The sequence below is a fragment of the Vibrio sp. 10N.237.312.B06 genome (genome assembly GCF_041464685.1).
Classification (GTDB): domain Bacteria; phylum Pseudomonadota; class Gammaproteobacteria; order Enterobacterales; family Vibrionaceae; genus Vibrio; species Vibrio tasmaniensis_A.
Map to the genome: position 1 here is coordinate 18,866 of NZ_JBFSPI010000035.1, position 20,957 is coordinate 39,822.

The window sequence follows — 20,957 nt, forward strand, 5'->3', positions numbered from 1 at the left end:
ACTCATGCTTTCTATTAGCCCATTAAAATCCGCTTCTGGCGCTGCCAAATATTATCTCAGCGAAGAAAACCCCAAAGACCTACCTGACGTCTCTTTAGAAAAAAACGCGGGCGATAACTATTACCTCAAGGAAAAAGACCAAGAAGAAAACACCTTCTGGCATGGCAAGCTGGCCATCGAAGCGGGACTGGCGGGTAAACCCGTAGAGCAAGCCACCCTAGAATCGGTACTCTCAGGCAGTCTTGGCGGTGAAACCATTAAAGGAAAACGAGATGATCATAAATCGGGCTTCGACCTGACCTTTTCTGCGCCCAAATCCCTCAGCGTTCTTGCGCTTATTGGCGGAGATAGCCGCCTCATTGAAGCGCACAATAACGCCGTGAAGTTCGCCTTAACAGAGCTGGAGAAAGACGTAGCACAAGTCAAAGTCACCCATGAGAAAGGCGTTCAAGAATACGAAAATACGGATTCGATGCTATTTGCAGTCGTACGCCATAAGACCAGCCGTGAAAATGACATGCAAGTGCATTCGCACGCGCTAGCCGCTAACATGACGCGCGATAAAGAAGGAGATTTACGCGCTTTATCAACCAGCCTAAAACAAAAAGGGGGCGTGATTAACGGGACTGGCGAGCGCATTTACAACTTCCAAAAATACTACGGTATCTTGTACCAGAGCCAATTAGCTAAAGAGGCAGAAACCCTCGGTTATTCCACGCGAGGCGTCGGCAACGGTCAGTTCGAAATCAGCGGTGTCCCTCAGCCTATTCTTGATGCGTCGTCCACTCGCAAACAACAAATTGACCAACGCACACTCGATTTAGGCTTTGACTCGCGCGCGGCGAAAGACGTAGCAAACCTCGATACTCGTAAAAGCAAAACCTACCAGAGCAGTGACAGCCTCAACAAACAGTGGCAAAGCACCGTAAAAGAGCAAGGGTATGACCCCGCAGAGCTTGTCACCATGGCGCAACAAGTAAAGGAAGCGCAAAATACCCCGCCACTCGGTGAAACCAAAGCCGCGATCAGCAGAGCCATTGACCATCTAGGGCAATACAGCACTGCGTTACACCTTGAAAAAATCATTGAACTCACCGCCTCAGAGTTCACCAAAGGCGGCGTGCAACTCAACGCCCTTGATATCAAAAAAGTCGCGGATGCAATGATTAAACAGGGCGACTTGATAGGACTCAGTCAAAAAGGGCAATACACCACCAAAGGCTTAATTGATAACGAACAAGCGCTTATCGACAGCACACAAGGTCGTGCGCATCACATGCGCACCCACGTTGAATCGAACACGCTCAACAAGCTCGCTATCCCTGAAAGCCAGCAGCGTATACTGACCGAGCTGTACCACTCCACCAAACAGTTCCATGTGGTCAATGTACACGGCTCATCACAGGGTATTGCGCAGCAGCTACTCAATGTAGGCAATCACAGCGGTAAGCGTGTCCAATTGGTCTCCCAAAGCGTGAAAGCCAAGACTGAGGGCATGGAGAGCGTACAGCGCAAGAGTCAAACACTCAGCGCCTGGGTCGGTCAGCTCTTTTCACCAGAGCAGCGCCACACTACCCATAGCTTACTGCAAAGCGATACGCCGCTGACCAATAAAGACGTCTTGCTCATCGATGACGCCAATAAGATGAGTGCCAATGAGTTGTTAGCCCTCACCGACAAAGCCAAACAATCGAGCAGTAAAGTGGTGATGCTTAATCGTGTATCAAGCCGTCAGGGATTTAAAGCCAATAACGCTATCTCGCTGTATCAAAAAGGCAATGTGGAGAGTCATTCTTGGGTCGGCAAGCGAGCCAACAACACCAACGTGAAACTGCATGACAATGACACCGATAGGATAGCGCGGGTGTACTCAGACCTCCCCGATAAAGCCAACACGCAAGTGATTGCCACCTCCAGCGTCGAGCAGCGGCGGTTAACCGAAGCGATACGGGGCCAACTGAAAAATACCGGCGCCCTCACCAGACACGAAACCACCCTATTCACTCAAACCCCTCACCACCTCTCTAAAGCGCAACAACCCCTCGTTCAACACTACAAACCAGGCATGACACTCACCCATTGGGAGAAAAACAAACCTCAGAGTTTTGTCATCGCCAGTATCGACAAAGAGAGCAACACCATGACCGCACTCAGCAAACGCGATGGACAATCACACACCTTTGACCCGTCCAGTCGCGCCTTTAAGCACATGAAGATGCAAACCAATAAACCGCAAAGTCTCAACATCGCCCAAGGCGAACGCCTTCGAACGTTAGGCAAACACTTCCCTGCTGGCTTGGACGCGAACCAAAGCTACCTTGTCACTCACATTGACAAAGAAAGCCTCACGCTTGAGAGCAAAGGGGAAACGCAGCGCGTCAACTTAGAGAGCTTAAAAGACGCGCCGCTGCAATACGACTACGTTCATAGCGCCCACCATATTGAGCCAAAAGCCCATACTTTACTGTCTGGCAAAGCGTTTACCCTATCTAAGCCCCTGATAAACGACCTGACTGAAAAAACAGAGCGCCTTGATATCTTCACCGACAAACCAGAAAAAGCCCAAAGCGCACTCGAAAAAGAACAGGTCTCCCCTTCGGCCATTGAGCGCGTATTACAGACGCAAAACGTCAACGACCGCTACCTAAACGATGCCACCCAAGATTGGCTAAAGCAGGATGTCAGTCAAGCGCTGTCAGCACTCGCGCAAGCGCAAAACGCCCCACTCATCGAAAAAGCGGTCAGCTTTGCCCTGAACCACCTCTCAGAGCGAGAAGCGGCGTTTAGCCAAAAAGCCTTAGTGGTGGAAGCGGTGCGTTACGCCTTTGAAGAAGCAGGAGGCTCTATTACCAAAGAGCAGGTTGAAACAGAGCTGACTAAACGCAGCGACACCCTCTCTGCAGAGTACAGTGACGGCACACGCTGGACGACGCAAGCCGCGCTAGAAACTGAAAAGCGCATCCTGCAAAACATCGATGATGGTAAAGGCCAACATCAACCTTTTGCAACGCCTAAGCAGGTGCAAGACTTTCTCGATACCAAGCCTCGCCTAACCCAAGGGCAAAAGGACGCCATCACCCTTATCTCAACCACCAAAGACAGCTTTGTGGCCATCCAAGGGTTAGCCGGCACAGGTAAGTCCACCCTGCTTGAATCCAACATTGAATTTATCCAGTTAGTGAAAGAAGCCAGCCAGCAACCAGAGCAAAGCGTCATCGGTCTTGCGCCCACGCACGCCGCGGTTGCAGAGCTCGAAAGCAAAGGCGTGAAAGCGCAAACGCTAGACAGTTTGCTCTCTGACATCCGACAAGGCAATCGAGAAGCCAGTGACTATCAACACACCTTGTTCTTTCTCGATGAAAGCTCCATGGTCAGCAACAAGCAAGCCGATGAGTTCACAAAGCTGGTCAATGACAGTCAGTCCAAAACAGTCAAATTGGGCGATAAAGAACAGTTGTTATCGCTCAGTGCCGGTAAACCCTTTGAGCTGGCCATAAGTCAAGGCCGCATCGATACCGCTTACATGACCGATATGGTACGCCCACAAAATGACACTTTGCACAATGCACAGCAAAACACCATTGATAAACAGCCGCTCAGCGCCCTAGATAAACTCCAGCAGCAAGCCCCTGATACCCAAGGCAACAGCCAACATGTCATTTCTACGCTGAATGAAAACGACAAAGACCGACGCAGAGCGCAGCTCACCGCCACAGAGAAGCTGCCTTATGTGGTCGCCAAAGACTATTTAGAGCGCACCCCAGAAACCAGAGAAAACACGCTTATCATCGCTTACACCAACAAGGAGCGTGACACCATCACCGAATACATCCGTGTCGGTTTGATGAAACAGAGTGAGTTAGGCAAAGAGAACGTCGTCGCAACCCGGCTACGCTCAATCGGCGCCACGGGTGAAGAGCTCACTACCATGATGCCGTATCAAAAAGGCTTGATATTGAGCACCAGACCCGGTGAGTACGCGACAATCACTCACGTTGACTCAGAGCATGGCGTGGTGACACTTCAAGACGCAGCGACAGGTAAGACTAGGCCATTCTTACCGCGCAACCGTGACCACCGCTTCACCACCCTGTTCTCTGCGTCAGAAAAGCCACTTTCGACGGGCGATAAAATCATCACGCGCTTTACCGATAAAAGTCGTGACATCAAAGCCAACGTCGAATACCGCATCACGCAAGCCAATGAGGAAGGCATCAAAGCGCAATCCAAAACAGGACAAGCGCTCACCATTAACCCCAACGAGCTTAAAGACGGGCATTGGGACTACGCGTACAGTCGAACCGCAGACATGGCGCAAGGGTCCACCTATCAACACGTCATTAGCGCGATACAAAGCAAAGGCGCACTGACCAACTTAAGACGCGCCGGTATCGATGTCACCCGTGCCAGTCAGCACATTCGCCTCTATACCGACAACACCAAACAACTGGTCAAAAGCTGGCTCTCTAAAGAAAGTCATAAAGCCAGTGCAATAGAAACCCTCAACCAAACGCCCCCCAAAGACACCACCTACTTTAACCGAAATGCCCTCCCTCACGAAGACGTTCGGTTCCAAAATAAAAGCGGTGACTTTGACTACAACACATTTAGGGAGCACATCAATACGCAGCTACCAAAATACACCGAAAGCCTCGCCATTCAGTTATTAGGCCAGCCGAATCAATCCAAATCAGACCGGGATTATTTAACCTTTGGCCTTGGAAAATCGGCGATTAAAGTGACCCTAACTGGAGAATATCGTGGGTATTTTAAAGACTACACCACAGGCGAAAAAGGCGCATTGATTAACCTTATAATGAGTCATAAGGAAATGAACTATAAAGCCGCGATGAATGAAGCGCACAAGATGCTAAACGAACCGGACAAATATCAATTGGAGGAAAACAGTAAGCACGACAAATTACTGAGCACCACACCTAGGCATATTGCGCAGTTTGAAGAACGGGCTAAAGATTATATCAATCAAAGCTTACCGATGGATAACACACTGGCCCAAACGTACTTAAACAAGCTCGGTGTCAATAACATTGAAAACAACCATGTAAAATTCCACCCGGCGGTCTATTCATCCGAAGATAGATCTCTTCATCCTGCGATGTTAACCAACATCCACAATAAAGAAGGTGAAACTAAAGCCATTGAAGTGACCTATTTAGACACTCAAGGCAATAAAGACACCTCCCTAGACATTAATCCAAGAACCCTAGGCACAAAGTCCAAACAATTAACCCAATTCCATCAAGGAGAGAATTTAAACACCACCATCATCAGTACCTCAATTGAACACTCGTTTTTAATTCGAGACCAAACCCAAGGGCAGATTGACATTATCAATGTCAATCATAAGAACGACATTCAAAACATCTCCACCGATGAACTGAGACAGAACATCATTATTGTATTAAATCACGGCAACCACGATTTAAACCCGAACAACATTGAGAAAATCGTCGAGAACTTTAATGGACGAGACATTCAATTCATGTCAGACGATAATCTTAAAGAGGACATTAAATCGTGCATTAACAAATTAGAGCGAGATAACAGCGCACATAACATTGAATTAAATGAGGCGCACACTTCTCATCAAGAGAGCGAATTAGACACCCTCAACTATAATGAGAAAAAAGAAACCGACAGCCAATCACTCGACCACTTTGAGCCAAAAGAATATTCACCTCAACAAGAGATGGAATTTAATCACTCAGAGAAAGAGAGTCAGTGGGAAGACAGAGAAATCGACAGAGAGTTAGAGCGATAATAAAAGGGTAGCCAATGGCTACCCTTTTTTTTCGCCTTCAAGATATTCATCGACGCTTTTATCAACCAAAGCGGTGTTGGATTTTCTTTGCTCAATCGAATCCGCTTTATTCTTATAATACCCCTCCCCATCAAAGCTATGCGCCAAATTTAAATTTAGCACGCCTTGTACCTGCCTAACTCTACGATACGTTTCTTCCATCAACTCACGGTTCGACGGCCGCTCATCGTCACTGTCATTCAGTTTGATACGCAACGCCAAGGTAAAAAGCTGACGAGTTGCCTCGGCATCACTTAACTTTTCTCTGTCTCTGAACTTCTTAAAATCTTGCTCTAGCTTCCCTCGAAGGGAGCTTTGTAAAGGGTAAGAACGTGACATAATTTAGCTTTTTCTCCTCAATGAATGTCAATGAAGCCCACCTTTAAGCCTCAATGAAATCCAATAAATTCCCAATGTAAACCCATTGTACTTAGTTTTGAAAAAACCGCTACAACCTTACCGATAAAGGGATAAATAACAATTTAATTAAATCCCATTGAATTTAGATTGAAATCACCACAATCCCTTACACAGAAAGGCGCCAATGATAATTCAATGTAATTACATATTTTCACACTGGGATTTCAGCGGCTAATTAGTTGAGATTTTGAAAATTTTTTCACGCTCTATTTCGCCTCCACTATTAAGCATAAGTCATTGTTTTTATAGGTTTTAAATTCATCACAGACAATCATTTAAATCGTTTACGATTTAGCGTGGTGTGTGGTATTGGATTGAGGGGAAACAGGGCCACTTCGTTAAACGCTTGCATAATTTGTGCTTTCTCTAAGGCTTTATATTATTAGGGAAAGTCGCCCATATTAAAAGGGGTTGGGGTGAAAAATGGATCACACTATTAAAAAGTCACAACACCTTTTAGGAATTCAGGGCCATTCGTAAAACGAAATAACAGTAAAATATGACTTTAGAAAGGCGATATTGTATCCGTCATTCCGCCCCCCAATTTAATAATTAAAATAGTGTTATCCAGCGTTCATTTATCAGTAAAAAAAACGACACCATCTTGACCGCGCTCGGCAGTTTTGATCTATTACTGTTATTTGACAGTCTCAAAATATGCCTACTCAGCCTGTTATTAAACGCTTGGCTCATCTTGGTCTCATTGCAGCATTTTTCCATGAAATCGGCCTACCACGAATGATGGACTCGGAGATCACAGCAGAACACTTCACATGTTCTCCGACTTTTTTGAGACCAAGCCGGTCTTCCTGTTTATATGCAAGCGCTCAGTGGTAACACCAATGATGCCAAGGCATTCGCTGAGGTCACTAGCAAGCACATTCATTGTCTAAAAGACGTGCAAAATAGCCGTTACTTTATCGCTGATGCCGCCTTGTACACAGAAAAAACATCTCCTCGTTAGATGAACAAAAGCAAAAGTTCATTACCCGCGTCCCGATGATCATCAAACTCGCAAAGCAATTAAGCGCTATAGGAAATGGCTACTCAGGGTGCTGGATAGACTCTGACTACGGCAAGGTTATTCAGCGCTGGTTGCTAGTCACAATGAGCAAGCTACGAAGCAAGAAGATATCATTTTTACAATAACTTAGAGGAAAATTTAGCAAATAAATCAATATGTTAGATAAACTAAGCAAAAGCCATTCGCTTGCGATGCTAATGCAGAGTTGGCGCTCAAAGAGTTCAGGAAATAATGCCACTTACTGGGATTTGAACAAACCGCGACCATAAAAGTCCCTACTTTCTCGAGTCCTGGTCGCCCAAAGAAAAATGAAAAACCGACAGGGTATCAATACTTCATAGAGGCAGGACCGTTTACCGAGCTAGAAAAAGCCACAACGTATTGAAGCATTGCTAATGATAATGACGTTGAGCCTGCTTGTTTACCCCAGCTTAGAGCACAAAATCAGAGAGCAATTAACACAAACCGAAGAGTTCTTCCCGAGCATGGTAAAGAACAAGCCAACGTCGAAACCGACGGCACGTTGGGTCTTCTTGAAGTTCGAAGGTATAGATATCTTGGAGATAAACGGTCAACGATTTATAACAGAGCTTCAATAGCATCAAACTCGGCTTTCAAAATTGTTAGGTAGACTCTCTGAGGCCGTTTATTCCTGAATTGGATGCGGAAACTCGGATTAACATCTCGAATTAATGATAATTTTCAGGTGCTCAAGCTTGCATCTTCAAGTTGATTAGGTATATGCCAACGCATTATTCAGATCCATGGCTTCGTTGTTTGCCTTTACTTATACGCTTGAAATACTTATTACTAATGATTTTCTGAGGGGGATCAGCTGCAACGATGTGTCCAGAATCAACGACAACAACTTGATCCGTTAGATAAATATTATTTAGATTATGGGTAACTACTAGAACAATTTTATCTTTAGAGATCTCTTTTAGGTGTTGGTGAAAACCTATCTCAGTAGCGAAGTCCAATGAATTCGTTGCTTCATCAAATATCAGTATATCCTGTTCACTATAGAGCGCTCTCGCAATCGCAAGACGTTGCTTTTCGCCACCCGATAAGTTAGCAGCATTCACATGAATATAACTGTTAAAGGTTAGATCATTGTTTAGCATTACTGTGTCGAAATTTGATAGCTTAGACGCACGTTTAAGTCTGATCTCATCAACCTGAGTATACCGCGGCAATAATGTGATGTTTTCCCATAGTGTACCGCTAAAAAAGAAGGGGTCTTGCTCAACAAGAGTTACCCGTTTACTTCCTTGAAGAGTTTTTCCCTCGACTTCTCCCAACATTATTTGGCCATGGTAATTGTAGTATAGGCCAGATATGAGCTTTATAAGTGTACTTTTACCAGAGCCAGAACGCCCAACTATTGAGTAAATATGGTTTCTATAGAAGGTGTGCGATACGTTTTTTAATGCTGGGAACTCTGAGGAATTATAATAAAATGATAGATCAATCAGATCGATCTTATCCCCGTGAATCGTGTTATTTTTTTTAATTATAGTGCATTGATTATAGTCTGGCTGCAATAGACAATTAAGATGTGTCATAGCACTCTTTGCTTTAAGTGTAACTGAATTAATATCACTAATAGAGGCAAAAGAATATGACATAAACAGTAAAACCATCACGAATGCGACTAATTCACCCGATGACATTGAGCCTGTTATAACATTCTTCCCTCCAACCCAAAGGACTAAAATGACACTGGAAAATCCGCCGAATATTATCATTATAGATATAATAGAATCAAAAAAATGCAATTTTTTTGATTCTATATAGACTGTTTTAGCTTTGGATTCGATTTGATTACCCAGTAAGTTCTCCATTTTGTGTATTTTTATAGACTCAATGCCAGACAAAGTTTCAATAATAGCTGAGTTAAACAGCGATGATGCATTTCTTTTTCGGTTGTTAGCTGCCGTAGCATTCTGACTTATCCGAAATATAACCAGAATCAAAACCGGCACAACCACAACAGACAATAAGGTCATATATAAGTTGGTAGAAAGCAAATAAATTAATCCGCACAGTAAGGTGCCAGAGGCTTGAACAAAAATACTAAGAATGAAGTGAAGGTAAACATTGATAGCGTTAATATCATGGTCGACATTTGCATGCAAACTAGAGGGTGATACTTCATCGAACAATTGTTGTGGCTTGAACATAAGCTGTCGAATAGCGAAGCTCTGAAGTTTGGTACTGAGCATTTCCTTTACATCAAAAACTAGTTTTTTTCTAAGTCCGCTGCTAATTACAAAAGTGACTAATAACAACAAAGTCATGACGACAAAAGAGTTGAGCCGATCTATTGTCACTTCTCTATCAAACAACCGTTCAATCGTATAAGCTATAAAGAACGAACTACCAACAACCATAAAGTTTAATATAATTATCAAAACTATGTGCCAAAATTTTTCGGCGCATAGCGACTTCAACTTCGCATAAACAATATTATCTGGGATAGTTTTCACCATTATATTTAATTATTTTACTAATGATTCTTTAATGACTTTTAACAATTTACCTGTACCACAACACTTATCATTATAGCCTTCAACATGACGGGAATTAATAACACGATCATGTGGGCAACCGCCATTACAAACAGAAAACCACTCACATTCACCCATACGATTATGGGATTCAACCTCTTCTTTTATTGAATCTTTATTATGACGAGATTTTTCTAATAAAGTAGCCAAATCGGATTCCATTAACGAACCGTAGATACTACCAACCTCTCCAACATATTTATCACATGGAGAAACATCTCCATTAGGTTCTATAGTAACAATCTCTTGTGAACAATTACCTGACCAATAGCATGCAGACAATTTTTTTTCTTTGCCTGATAATACCTCAATAAAGTTATCGAACATACGAATTTTTATTTTTTGTTGATATGAAGTATACCAAACTTTATATACATCACTCAAAAATTTAATATACTCCTGATAACTAATATAGGCTGTACCAATATCATCTCCTGGTTTAGCACGGTTATCAGGCACAATGTTTAGAAATTCAATATCATTCAATTCAATCGAAGTTAAGTAGCTGAGGAGTTTCTCCGGCTCGATATTGTACAAATCTCGGTCGACTACAATTAGTGCACCGTATGGTATTCCATATAGTTTCAATTGCTTAATTCCATTTACTACTTTATGGCTGGTTGGCCGTCCTCTTACATCGAGACGTCGGCTATCATGTATTTCAGGTACACCATCGAAACTAATACCGACAGACATGCCCATTCCTTTTAAAAAGGTGAACCATTCCCGTGAGATATTAACAGCATTCGACTGCATAGTATTGGTAATAACATGATCTTTACGTTTAAACTGCTCTTGCAACCATATAAGCTTTTTGAAGAACTCAGTCCTTAACAAAGTCACTTCACCACCATGCCAGACAAACTCAACCCGCGATACATTAGGTATTGATAATATACGTTTCACAATTGTCACTAGTCTCTCAAACTTGATTGTTTGATTTGGTCCTTCAGCCCAAGAATGACAGTAAGTACATCTGAGGTTGCATAAACGTGTTGCCTTAAGAACAACTACTAACTTGTTTGCTCTCAATGGCTTTGCATCAAAGCTCTTATTCATTTGAAAATTAAATAACTCAAGTTCCTCGTCATCTAAAATGTCACTACCTTTGATTTCACCAATCATTTGTGAAGCCAATCTATTATATTGAAAATCAGTCACTTCTAATTGATCAATCGAACTGATTGGCTCATCTACTACCTTAACAGAAATATCTCCAAGCATAATTCCCCCCCTAAACTACTAGCGTTCCTTCAACCATTTTTAGTTGCCTATTTGCCACGCTTGCCGCTTTTTCACTGTGCGTGACCATCACGATGGTGGCGTTACATGCAGTGTTCGCATGCTGCAAAATATCGAGAATATTTTGTCCTGTTTTATCATCTAAATTTCCTGTCGGCTCATCAGCAAGAATGATTTCTGGTTTACAGGCCATGACCCTTGCAATCGCAACACGCTGCTGCTGCCCCCCTGATAATTGACTCGGGTAATGGTCTTTTCGACTTGATAGCTCCATCAGTTCGAGCTCTTTCTCGGCAAGGGCGATACGCTCTTGCTGTGAAATACCACGAAACTTGAGCGGCAACATGACGTTTTCAAGTACCGTCATATCAGGAATGAGGTTGAATGACTGGAAAACATAGCCCAATAGTCCGCGCCTGTAGTTCAATTTCTGTTTTTGAGAGAGCCCACAGACATTGGTGCCATTGAGCTCAAATTGCCCTGAATCAATATTGGAAAACAACCCAATCGCATTGAGCAGGGTTGATTTTCCTGAGCCCGATTTCCCCATAATTGCCACAAACTCGCCTTTGTCGACCTGCATAGAGACATTATTTAATGCCGTTGTTTTTAGCTTTTTGGTATAAAAATGTTTATAGACATTCTCAAGCTTAATCATGTTACTCAATGTATAGCTCCTCTTCGTAATTTTTATCCCAATCTAGAACAATCAACGTTTTACCAAGAAGATCCATGTTGTCTACCAGTAGGACATTACCAATGGTATTTTTGATAGAGATGGGGGTTTTTACGGCCTTAGATTGATTTTTGGAAAGCAAATAGACAAACACATTACTGTTTTCTTTGAAAGTCGCATTCACAGGGACACTGGGTTGCAACGTTTCAGTTGCGTTGGTTAGTTCGATTTCGATGGATTGTCCGACTTTGATATTGCGGGCAACGCTTTCAAGTAAGCGCACTTCAAGGTGCATGCGAAACTGACCTTGTTTTACCTTTGGGAAAATCTTAAGAACATTGAGTTCGACATTACGATTATCGAACGAGGCAAGTACTTGCATCGATTCATTGACGCGATCCAAGTAGAATTCACTGAGCTCGACTTCGATTAAGAAGTTATCAATGATGTCTAATGATCCAAATTCCTCTTTGGGGAGTATCTGTTGCCCTAGCTCAATGTCAAAACCAACCAAATTCCCCGAAATTGGGGCACGAACTACTAAATTTCTTTCACTTTCCTGAAGCTTTAGTAAGAAGTTTTTTAGAAGATCAACGGTCTCATTAAGCTCCGTCAGTTGATGTTGGATATTGTTTTTCTGAGACTGGTAATAGGTCGACAACACCTTTCGCTTGGCGATCCAACGAGAGAGGTCATCTTGCAAATATTGAGCATCCGATTTACTAATGAGATCTTTCGTTAGCAACCGCTCTTTTTGTTCCAGTTCTCGATAAATGACCCTGACGTTGAAGATGGCATCTTCAAGTGACAATTGTGTCGATTTCATCTCGCTAGCAAGGTTGAGACGGGTATTTCTGAGGTTACTAATCTGTTCAGAAACCTGAGCCACCTTCTCTGTAATGTTCAAAGTGTAGTCATAGTTCTCCAACTCAAGGAGTATGTCACCTTGCTGAACATAGGGCTGTTTTTTGTTAATGTAGTACTTTACCCGCCCGCCAATATCAGACGACAATTTAATCGATTTTCTTGGTTTAATTGTCCCCATGGTGGTGATCTTGGTGCGAAAGCCCTCCACGGTGACTAGCTCCAACTCAGAGCTTGAGACCGTTGATATCATTCGATATTGACTAACACCCATGAGCACAATAACAACCAGCAACACAAGGATCGCCAGTGCTATTTTGGTCTTATGGTGATGTTTTGGTTCTCTTGCCGAATCCATAATCATTCCTTCAGGTCAGCAAGAAACTGTTTTCTACTGATAACGAGGCTTAGAGAAATGATAAAGGCGGTCGTTGCAGCCACAACCAATAGTGACATGACGTAATGACTTAGGCCAAATTGCACCCCATCAAGCGCTAGAATTTTTCTACTGATCGCTGCGTATCCCAACAGCACACCAACGCCAGAAGCACCGAGGTAAATGAGTATGTTATTCTTAAACACATACCAAAATATCGATTTTAATCCAGCACCTAGCTGCCTCATGATGATCAAGGAGAACCGGTTTCTCTCAACTTCAACCAGTGAATTCGTCATGGTGTTTAGCAAAAGCAAGACAATATTTAACACGATGACAAACAAAAGATAAATAACGATTGTACTCAAATCTGAATACTCTTCATCTCGGGCATCAAGGCTGGATATAAAGGTAGTATCGTTCAATACCACCTTGGTAGCATCATCATTCACGATAAGATAATTGGCTTTTGTCTCATCTATGATGATCATAATGGGTTCAAAGGATGGCTTGACTTTGCCCAGATAAAAGTTACTCACAACGTCAACAACTTGAATCTCTTTTACACCATCACCAAGATTGGTGTAAAAGGTATGCTCAATCAATTTCTCAGCGCTAATATTGGCGAATAAGTGAGAAAATGCCTCAGTGACGATCACAAATACTCTTTTAGACGTGTCTTTTTCACGTAAGACTGGCACAGCATGGTTTTGTGTCAGTACCGTGAGTCCTAGGATGTCGACAATCTTGGGCCCTGCGTAAAAATATTTGGCCGGTATGATCTTTTCATCCATGGTTTGTTGCGCGGTTGAGACCGAAGCGTAACTCACCGATCTATCAAACGGATACCAACTGGTGACTTCGGAAACCTGACCTTGTTCCGCATTAATGCGATCCCTTAAATAACGAGCCTTGCTGTCATTACGCCCATTCAATTTAGCATAATGCGTGCGTTTGATATCGTATCCATAATCGACTTGTTTAACAGAGAGCAGCTCGTAGGTCACACTCACAGAGATGAATATGACCATCGTCGTTATAACGATCTGTATCATCATTATAAATTTGGTAAGGTGCACCATATTGAGGTCAGAAAACCTTGAGATGCTTTGGCCTTCTTGTAATGCAATCGCTTGGGAGACCACCAGAGCGATCACGGTGACATAAACGACTACAAAACAAATCAGCATCACGACAGACATGACCCACTGAACTTCGGTACTGAGCACAGATAAGAAGGTAAACGCCTCAGTTAAAAAAAACAAACCCGCATTAAAAATAGAGATCGACAGCACCACCCCACCCAGCAACGCTATTCTTCTTTCCATTAATGCGTTAAGAATAATTTGGTAATAACTTCCACCAATACTTAACATTGTTCTAATTCGCTCAACTTGCGATAACTGTATGGAAATCATTGAGCTCACAAAGCCAACAAAGCCTAATAAAAAGGAGAAACCACAAACGCCATAAATCAGGTATAAGCTGGATTTTGAAAATGTCAGGCCAAGCGCATCAGAAAAGTTCAAATCATAATGTAGCTGTGAGATAGGCCGCTGCGATAATTGTATAAAAGATTCAGGGGTAAAAGGCGCGCCGGGAATTTGTGGCGCATTTTCAAGGATAATCTGGTTTAGATTCAAAGGAGTTTTGTTTTTTAAATCAACAAAGACATCGACATGCGTATCATACCAGTTGTCATATTGAGACTTGATGACAGAATCATAAGTGGGAGAAAAAGCGATGATCATATCTGGTCTGATGGATGAGCGCTTATCTAACTTAATAATGCCTTCTACTTGGTACAGGCCTAGTCCGTTCAGTTTAAGCCTTTTTCCGATCAATGAACGAGGGCTTCGAGTGAGTTTTTTTGCAAAGGGCTCTGACAAGTAAACCCCGTTGCTACTCATTGCGAACTCACCGTCATTGTCAAGTTTTAGCATCTTTCGGGCCGATTCATCCATCGCAAGTACGTCGGCACTTTTCACTTCTTCAGTGCCATAGGAGATAGTGACCAATTCACTTTTAACCCTACCGACGCTTTTAACCTGTGGGTGTTCACGAAGTTTCGAAAGTAAGGCAGCAGGGGCTTTTGAACTCTTTACATGATCGCCATTAGGTAGGTTAAATTGCGTCTCTATCTTAAATACGGTCTCGCTAATTTGGCTATTTATATCATGATCGGACCACATAAAGACCAGCATCACACCAAGTAAAACAGTGCCTAATGAAATAGAAAACATACCCGTTATGGAAGACAATGTCTTTGGGCTAGTAAAAGTTTTCAACATCTAAAATTCCTATTTAAAACGACTTACTGAAAAAATCATAAAATCATAGAAAAGAGTTCGATATTTTTTAATTTCTCATATGACTTACTAAAGTGAACTAAGTATAAATAAGGCTGCCATTGACACTAAACATCGTATATTTTAGAACTAAGGTAATAATGCACGGTAGAACTATGTGCTTAGACAATTTTTACAACAATCAGGTAAAATAAATATATATTCCACCTTGTTTATCACATTGATATAGACTGCCAAAACTACGGCTATCTGACAGTCTACACTAAGAATTCTAGAATGATTTCGACCAGTTCCAAGCTGTAATAGGAGGTGCAATATTAATACTATTTACTTGCTCCTGATCAAATTTTGTAAGTTCTAAGTTCATTTCTGAAAAACTACTCATTAACGCATCTAATCTCTCAGAAATTGATACTTTTTCTTTTTCTACGATAATCATAATAATTATTCCTTATTTTTTTGGAAATATATACAGCGACGAAAAAATATCCTTGGGAGTCCTGAAATGGAATTAAATTAAACATAATTTATATTTGGCTTTGTTGCGTAATTCAGTGAAACTAAATCCAGAACCTACGCTCTGCTCAGCTACATTCACTCCCTCTCGTAGCTTTAAGCCTTCACCTCTTTACAAAACAACCAACTAGAAGCAATACAACCAAGCGCTCATTAACCGTGGTTCTCTGACCTTTTGGATTGATGAAGAGGCGGTGTAAAGCAAACAGAATAAGTGCAGTTGGCCTCATCGATTCAGTGATTTAGCCATCACGGCAGCGCTCATCCCTCCAAGAGAAGGCTCAGCTTCTGGGAGCGTGGCCACCCCCGAAATCTCGAAGTTGGTTGCCAGAAGTTGTAGGTTCAAATAAGTCTTGGAAACAGCGGTATGGTTATCACAAACGTTCACTCTCAAAAACAGCGATGTATCGAGTTAAATAGTTGATAGGAGGACGATTGAGCTTAAGAAATTACAATGCACAGGTGGGGAAACTTACGCGATGATAAAAGCGTTGAACAAGCTTACTGGGTTAGGTATGCCTGAAACTTGTCGTCTTGACTAAGAAATACACTAAACGGGACGACTCTGGATCTAAACTGAATTACGCAACAAAGCCTCAAAATACCTAAAAAATGGACAGAAATCATTTAGAGTCGATGGTCTACATAATCCTCAGTTCATTACTTTATGTATTCTGACCCAGCCAATACCACACTACATGTGAAAATCAGTAATGAATAAATACGCAAAAGGCAAGGTTTTAAAACCTTGCCTTTATTTTACTTAAGCTGCATACCAACCATCAGCTAGCACTTCAGCTTGTTCTAACACAAGCTTAATTGCTTCTTCAGCCGCATCAGGTGGGTACTTCCATCTGCGTAGCAATCGACGAACAAGATTTCGCATACGAGCACGGACGCTGTCCCTCTTTTGCCAATCAACCGTAGCTGACTTACGCAATTGATGAGTCAGTTCTATAGCAAGCTTACGTAAGTTGTCATCACCAAGCTCTCTAACCGAGGATTCGTTGTCGACCAAAGCACGATAGAAGGCAATTTCGTCGACAGAAAGGTTGAGCTTATCTAGTAACTCTCCATCTTCTTGCATCTCTTTGGCCCATTGAATCAGCTCTTCAATGACCTGAGCTGTTTCAATGCTGCGGTTATGGTACTTTTGCAGCGTCGACATAATTCGTTCAGAGTATTTCTTCTCTTGTACGACATCGTTCTTCATCCGAGCTTTAACCTCATCACGAAGCAGCTTTTCTAACAGCTCTACAGCAAGGTTCTTCTCTTTCATGTTCTTCACATCTTCTAAGAACTCTTCCGAGAGAAGACCAATATTGGGTTTATCTAAGCCAACCATTGAGAAAATATCATCGACACCATCAGCGACTACCGCATTGTTTAATATTTGCTTCAATGCTGTATTGCGCTCTTCATCGGTACGCTTTTTATCTACCGTTGAGTGCTTGATGAAAGCCGTCTTGATCGCAGAATAAAAAGCAATTTCGTTCTTATAACCGTGAGTTTCATCCATGGTATTACATAGTGAATATGCCTTAGTAAGCGCTGCCATCACATCTAAGAACCGTCTCTTTCCGTCTCTGACTTCTTTACCGTTAGCATCGGTGTGAGACAAACCTGACAAATGGTTTACCGCTCCCGGTAATAACCGCAATGCGTCTGTTTCAAAGTCAGGACGGTAGTTGAATACCTTTGTATCCACAGGGGTTGCAAACATCCCCCTGATGATATCGACTTTCTCCATCAATACTGAAAACGCTTCTGCGGTATCGACAGTGGGTTGCCCTTTACCTTGGCTGTTGGTATAGGTTTTTAATGCATTTTTAAGCTCATTAGCGATACCAATATAATCGACAACCAAACCACCAGGCTTATCTTTAAATACTCGGTTTACACGAGCAATCGCCTGCATCAGGTTATGCCCTTTCATTGGTTTATCGATATACATGGTATGACAACAAGGCGCATCGAACCCTGTTAACCACATGTCTCGAACGATAACGAGTTGAAGCTCATCGTCAGTATCTTTGTAACGCTTCTCGAATAGTTTTTTTGTTTTCTTATCATGGATGTGAGGCTGCATCTTTTCTTTGTCTGATGCAGAGCCAGTCATCACAATCTTGATTGCACCTTTATCGGTATCTGGGTGATGCCACTCTGGTTTAATAGCAACAATAGCATTGTAGAGGTCGACACAGATCTCTCGGCTCATCGAGACAATCATTGCCTTGCCGGGAAATGTCGACGTTCGAGTGGTGAAGTGCTCAACCAGATCTTTTGCTACTTGTTCAATGCGAGGCTCTGCGCCTACCAACTTTTCTAATGTTGCCCATTCTGATTTTACTTTTTCACGATCTGCCGTTTCTTCATCTTCACCAATCTCGTCTTCAACTTTATCGTTAAGTTGCTCAATTTCATCTTGGTTAATATCAAGCTTAGCGAGGCGAGATTCGTAGTAGATAGGCACAGTGGCACCATCATCTACGGCATCTTGAATATCATAGATAGAGACGTACTCACCAAAAACACCACGCGTGTCTTTGTCATCCATTGCTATAGGTGTCCCTGTAAAGCCTATGAATGAAGCATTAGGCAATGCGTCACGCATATACTTGGAATAACCATAAACGTACTTGTGACCCGTTACAGTGCCGTTTTTGTCCTTCACTTCCACCATCTTTGACTTGTTGCCATACTGGCTGCGGTGCGCCTCATCAGAAACGACAACGATATTACTTCGCTCAGACAGTCTAGGGTGCTCTGTCTCTTCATCTAATAAAGCGAACTTTTGAATCGTCGTGAATATGATACCGCCAGACTGCCGATTTAAAAGCAGCTCACGCAATGCATCTCGGTCGTCCGCTTGTTGAGGTATTTGCTTTAACGTCTCTTGCGCCATCCCAAAGGTGTTATAAAGCTGACCATCAAGATCATTTCTATCCGTCACCACCACGATCGTCGGGTTATTCATTGAGGCTTGCTGTAACAGTTTACTCGCATAGCAAACCATAGAGATGCTTTTACCACTCCCTTGAGTATGCCAAACAACCCCAGCCTTACCACTGCCTTGCTTGATCTTTTCTAGCGCTGGAATTGTGCTCTCTAGGAAGTGACCAGAGGTATTAGCAGCACGAACCGTTGCCTCAACCGCCGCTCTCACAGCGTGGAACTGGTGATAACCTGCTATTTTCTTGATTATTTTGTCGTTATCGGTTTCAAATAGTACAAAGTAACGAATGTAATCAAGTAGTAAATCTTGCTTGAAAAAACCACGAACCATGGTTTCTAATTGAAATTCTAACAGCGGTCTATCGTCTTCTGTGGCAACTGTTTTCCAAGGTAAGAATCGTTCTTTATTTGCAGTTAATGAACCAACACGAGCCGTCCAACCATCGCTGACAATCAAAGCCTCATTGAAAATAAACAAATCTGAAATTTCATCTTTGTAGGTTTGAAGCTGGTTAAAGGCATTCCAAATATCGGCATGTTCATCTGCTGGATTTTTTAACTCGATAACAGAGATGGGTAGTCCGTTAATAAACACCACAACATCAGGACGGCGATTACCTTTTGTACCTGTAATCGTAAACTGATTCACGATAAGGAACTCATTGTTATCTGGCGTCGTAAAATCCATTAACTGAGCGTGAGTATGCTTTGTCTTCGATTCGCCATCTTCAACAGCCGTGTATTCGACAGGCACCCCTTCAATCACAAACTTGTGGAAAGCGCGGTTGTTTTTAATAAGAATGGGCGTATCGGGGGAAGATACCGTGTTAACCACATCATTCAGTGCCTTTATCGGAAGCTCTGGATTGATGATTGTTAACTGATTTAATAGCCTCTGTTTTAATACCACTTGGTGGTAATCGTCACGCTCTGGATCGTCGCCATCAGGTGCGATGTCATAGCCATTTTTATAAAGGTAACCTTGATCGGTAAACCAATTAATACACAGCTGTTCTAGTTGGTCTTCAGTTATTTTCATATAACGCCTTGCTCCTCAAAGCTGGTGCTTTTCAACTGGCGATTAACTTCAAGCAATGCTGATTTAAAGGCTAACTCGAATTTTGTCATGTTATGTATTAGCCATTCGACGATCTCAGGCCAATGCTCGCGATTGTAACCGTCAAACTCTTTACTCACTTTTATTCGACAGGCTTTCTTACTGTCAAGCCTTTGCCAATCAATAGGAGAACCGAATTTTTCTTCTATATCAGCCCGTTGCTTGAATAACTCATCAAAGACAAAATTGTTTTCTTCTGGCGCCTGTCGACTGAGGTACAGCTCGACACGAGCCTCTTTAGTACCAAATATTAAATTGAACCGACAATTTCTTACACCAGAACCAGCACCTAACCACTGGTCTTTACTCGGACTAATATTATCGAACATGCGACAAGAGCTATCAGTCATCCTTTCGAGTAACCGCTCCCAAAACTCATGACGAATTTTGTGACGGTGTTTAATCTCAATGGATGTGCTTTTTTCTTCTGCTTCTTTGGCATTCATACCTATCATCAGCTCTTTAGCCTCAGGGGTCGGTATAATTTGTTCAACATTCAGAAATAGCTCTTGAGCCATGGCATACGGCGTTACCTTGAAGCACTGAACTTGAATATCATGATTCAATAACCACAATGCTGTGCTTGTTACTTCCTTTCTAAAGTTAGCTGCAACTAACATCAAGCGTTGATTGATACCTGAATTTAAAACGACTTCACTTAGATCTGGAGCATCTAAAAATTCACAAAGTTGAGAGCGAGCATCGCCGCCACCGCAGAAGCGCTCCAAATAGCTTTGGAAAATCTCAACGATCTGCGATTTCGTTAAGTTAGAACAATAAGACGCATATTTGAGTGCTTGCCACATGACATCTCGCCCAGTGTCGTCGAGCTTGTTTTCGATGATCACTAGATTTCCGTCTTTGTCTAATGCCAACAAGTCGAGGCGCTCCCTCGTATCATCAAAGCCATCAAACTCTTTCTGGATGATCAGTAATTCTTCACCTAGAGCATCAGGTTGATTGGCTAACCACTCTTGTAAATGATCACGCTCTCTAAAGCCAAGCTCACTAAAACGCTTGGTTTCAATTCTTGAGATTCGATTGGATTCCGTATCGATTTTAAACAC

10 protein-coding genes and 2 pseudogenes are annotated in these 20,957 nt (G+C 42.4%); 3 read left to right on the forward strand and 9 right to left on the reverse strand.

Going from position 1 to position 20,957, the window contains the following annotated elements:
- The first annotated feature begins 4 nt into the window (after positions 1–4).
- Positions 5–5,782 (forward strand): conjugative transfer relaxase/helicase TraI, encoded by a 5,778-nt coding sequence (gene traI / locus AB6C75_RS11510; protein WP_372107821.1) that lies wholly within the window; start codon positions 5–7, stop codon positions 5,780–5,782.
- Between the two features lie 18 nt (positions 5,783–5,800).
- On the opposite strand, the gene AB6C75_RS11515 is transcribed toward traI, so the two are convergent.
- Complete coding sequence (locus tag AB6C75_RS11515; protein WP_016790675.1) at positions 5,801–6,160, reverse strand: hypothetical protein; 360 nt, start codon at positions 6,158–6,160, stop codon at positions 5,801–5,803.
- A 738-nt stretch (positions 6,161–6,898) separates the two neighbouring features.
- Between AB6C75_RS11515 and AB6C75_RS11520 the strand changes: the two are divergent.
- Positions 6,899–7,864, forward strand: a pseudogene (locus AB6C75_RS11520) (IS1634 family transposase).
- 153 nt (positions 7,865–8,017) lie between these two features.
- Here the strand turns inward: AB6C75_RS11520 and AB6C75_RS11525 are convergent.
- The 6 genes from AB6C75_RS11525 to darA form a co-directional block, all read right to left on the reverse strand.
- Entirely contained in the window at positions 8,018–9,757 is a 1,740-nt protein-coding gene (locus AB6C75_RS11525; RefSeq protein WP_102579770.1) for an ABC transporter ATP-binding protein, read from the reverse strand.
- Between the two features lie 9 nt (positions 9,758–9,766).
- A complete protein-coding gene (gene darE / locus AB6C75_RS11530) occupies positions 9,767–11,059 on the reverse strand; it encodes a darobactin maturation radical SAM/SPASM protein DarE (RefSeq protein ID WP_372107822.1) in 1,293 nt (430 codons plus the stop codon).
- Positions 11,060–11,069: 10 nt separating this feature from the next.
- Positions 11,070–11,735, reverse strand: a complete 666-nt coding sequence (locus AB6C75_RS11535) for an ABC transporter ATP-binding protein (RefSeq protein ID WP_102579772.1) — start codon at positions 11,733–11,735, stop codon at positions 11,070–11,072.
- Between the two features lies 1 nt (position 11,736).
- Positions 11,737–12,975 (reverse strand): efflux RND transporter periplasmic adaptor subunit, encoded by a 1,239-nt coding sequence (locus AB6C75_RS11540; RefSeq protein ID WP_102579773.1) that lies wholly within the window; start codon positions 12,973–12,975, stop codon positions 11,737–11,739.
- Between the two features lie 2 nt (positions 12,976–12,977).
- Positions 12,978–15,284, reverse strand: a complete 2,307-nt coding sequence (darB, locus tag AB6C75_RS11545; protein WP_372107823.1) for a darobactin export ABC transporter permease subunit — start codon at positions 15,282–15,284, stop codon at positions 12,978–12,980.
- A 289-nt stretch (positions 15,285–15,573) separates the two neighbouring features.
- Complete coding sequence (darA, locus tag AB6C75_RS11550) at positions 15,574–15,741, reverse strand: darobactin family peptide antibiotic (RefSeq protein ID WP_157939742.1); 168 nt, start codon at positions 15,739–15,741, stop codon at positions 15,574–15,576.
- A 337-nt stretch (positions 15,742–16,078) separates the two neighbouring features.
- Here darA and AB6C75_RS11555 point away from each other — a divergent pair.
- Positions 16,079–16,360: pseudogene (locus tag AB6C75_RS11555) on the forward strand (IS5/IS1182 family transposase); the annotation flags it as partial.
- Between the two features lie 221 nt (positions 16,361–16,581).
- Here the strand turns inward: AB6C75_RS11555 and AB6C75_RS11560 are convergent.
- On the reverse strand, positions 16,582–19,812 hold the full coding sequence (locus AB6C75_RS11560) for a type I restriction endonuclease subunit R (protein ID WP_372107824.1): 3,231 nt from the start codon (positions 19,810–19,812) through the stop codon (positions 16,582–16,584).
- Positions 19,809–20,957 (reverse strand): DUF4268 domain-containing protein, encoded by a 1,149-nt coding sequence (locus AB6C75_RS11565; RefSeq protein WP_102458606.1) that lies wholly within the window; start codon positions 20,955–20,957, stop codon positions 19,809–19,811. The genes AB6C75_RS11560 and AB6C75_RS11565 overlap by 4 nt, the downstream gene beginning before the upstream one ends.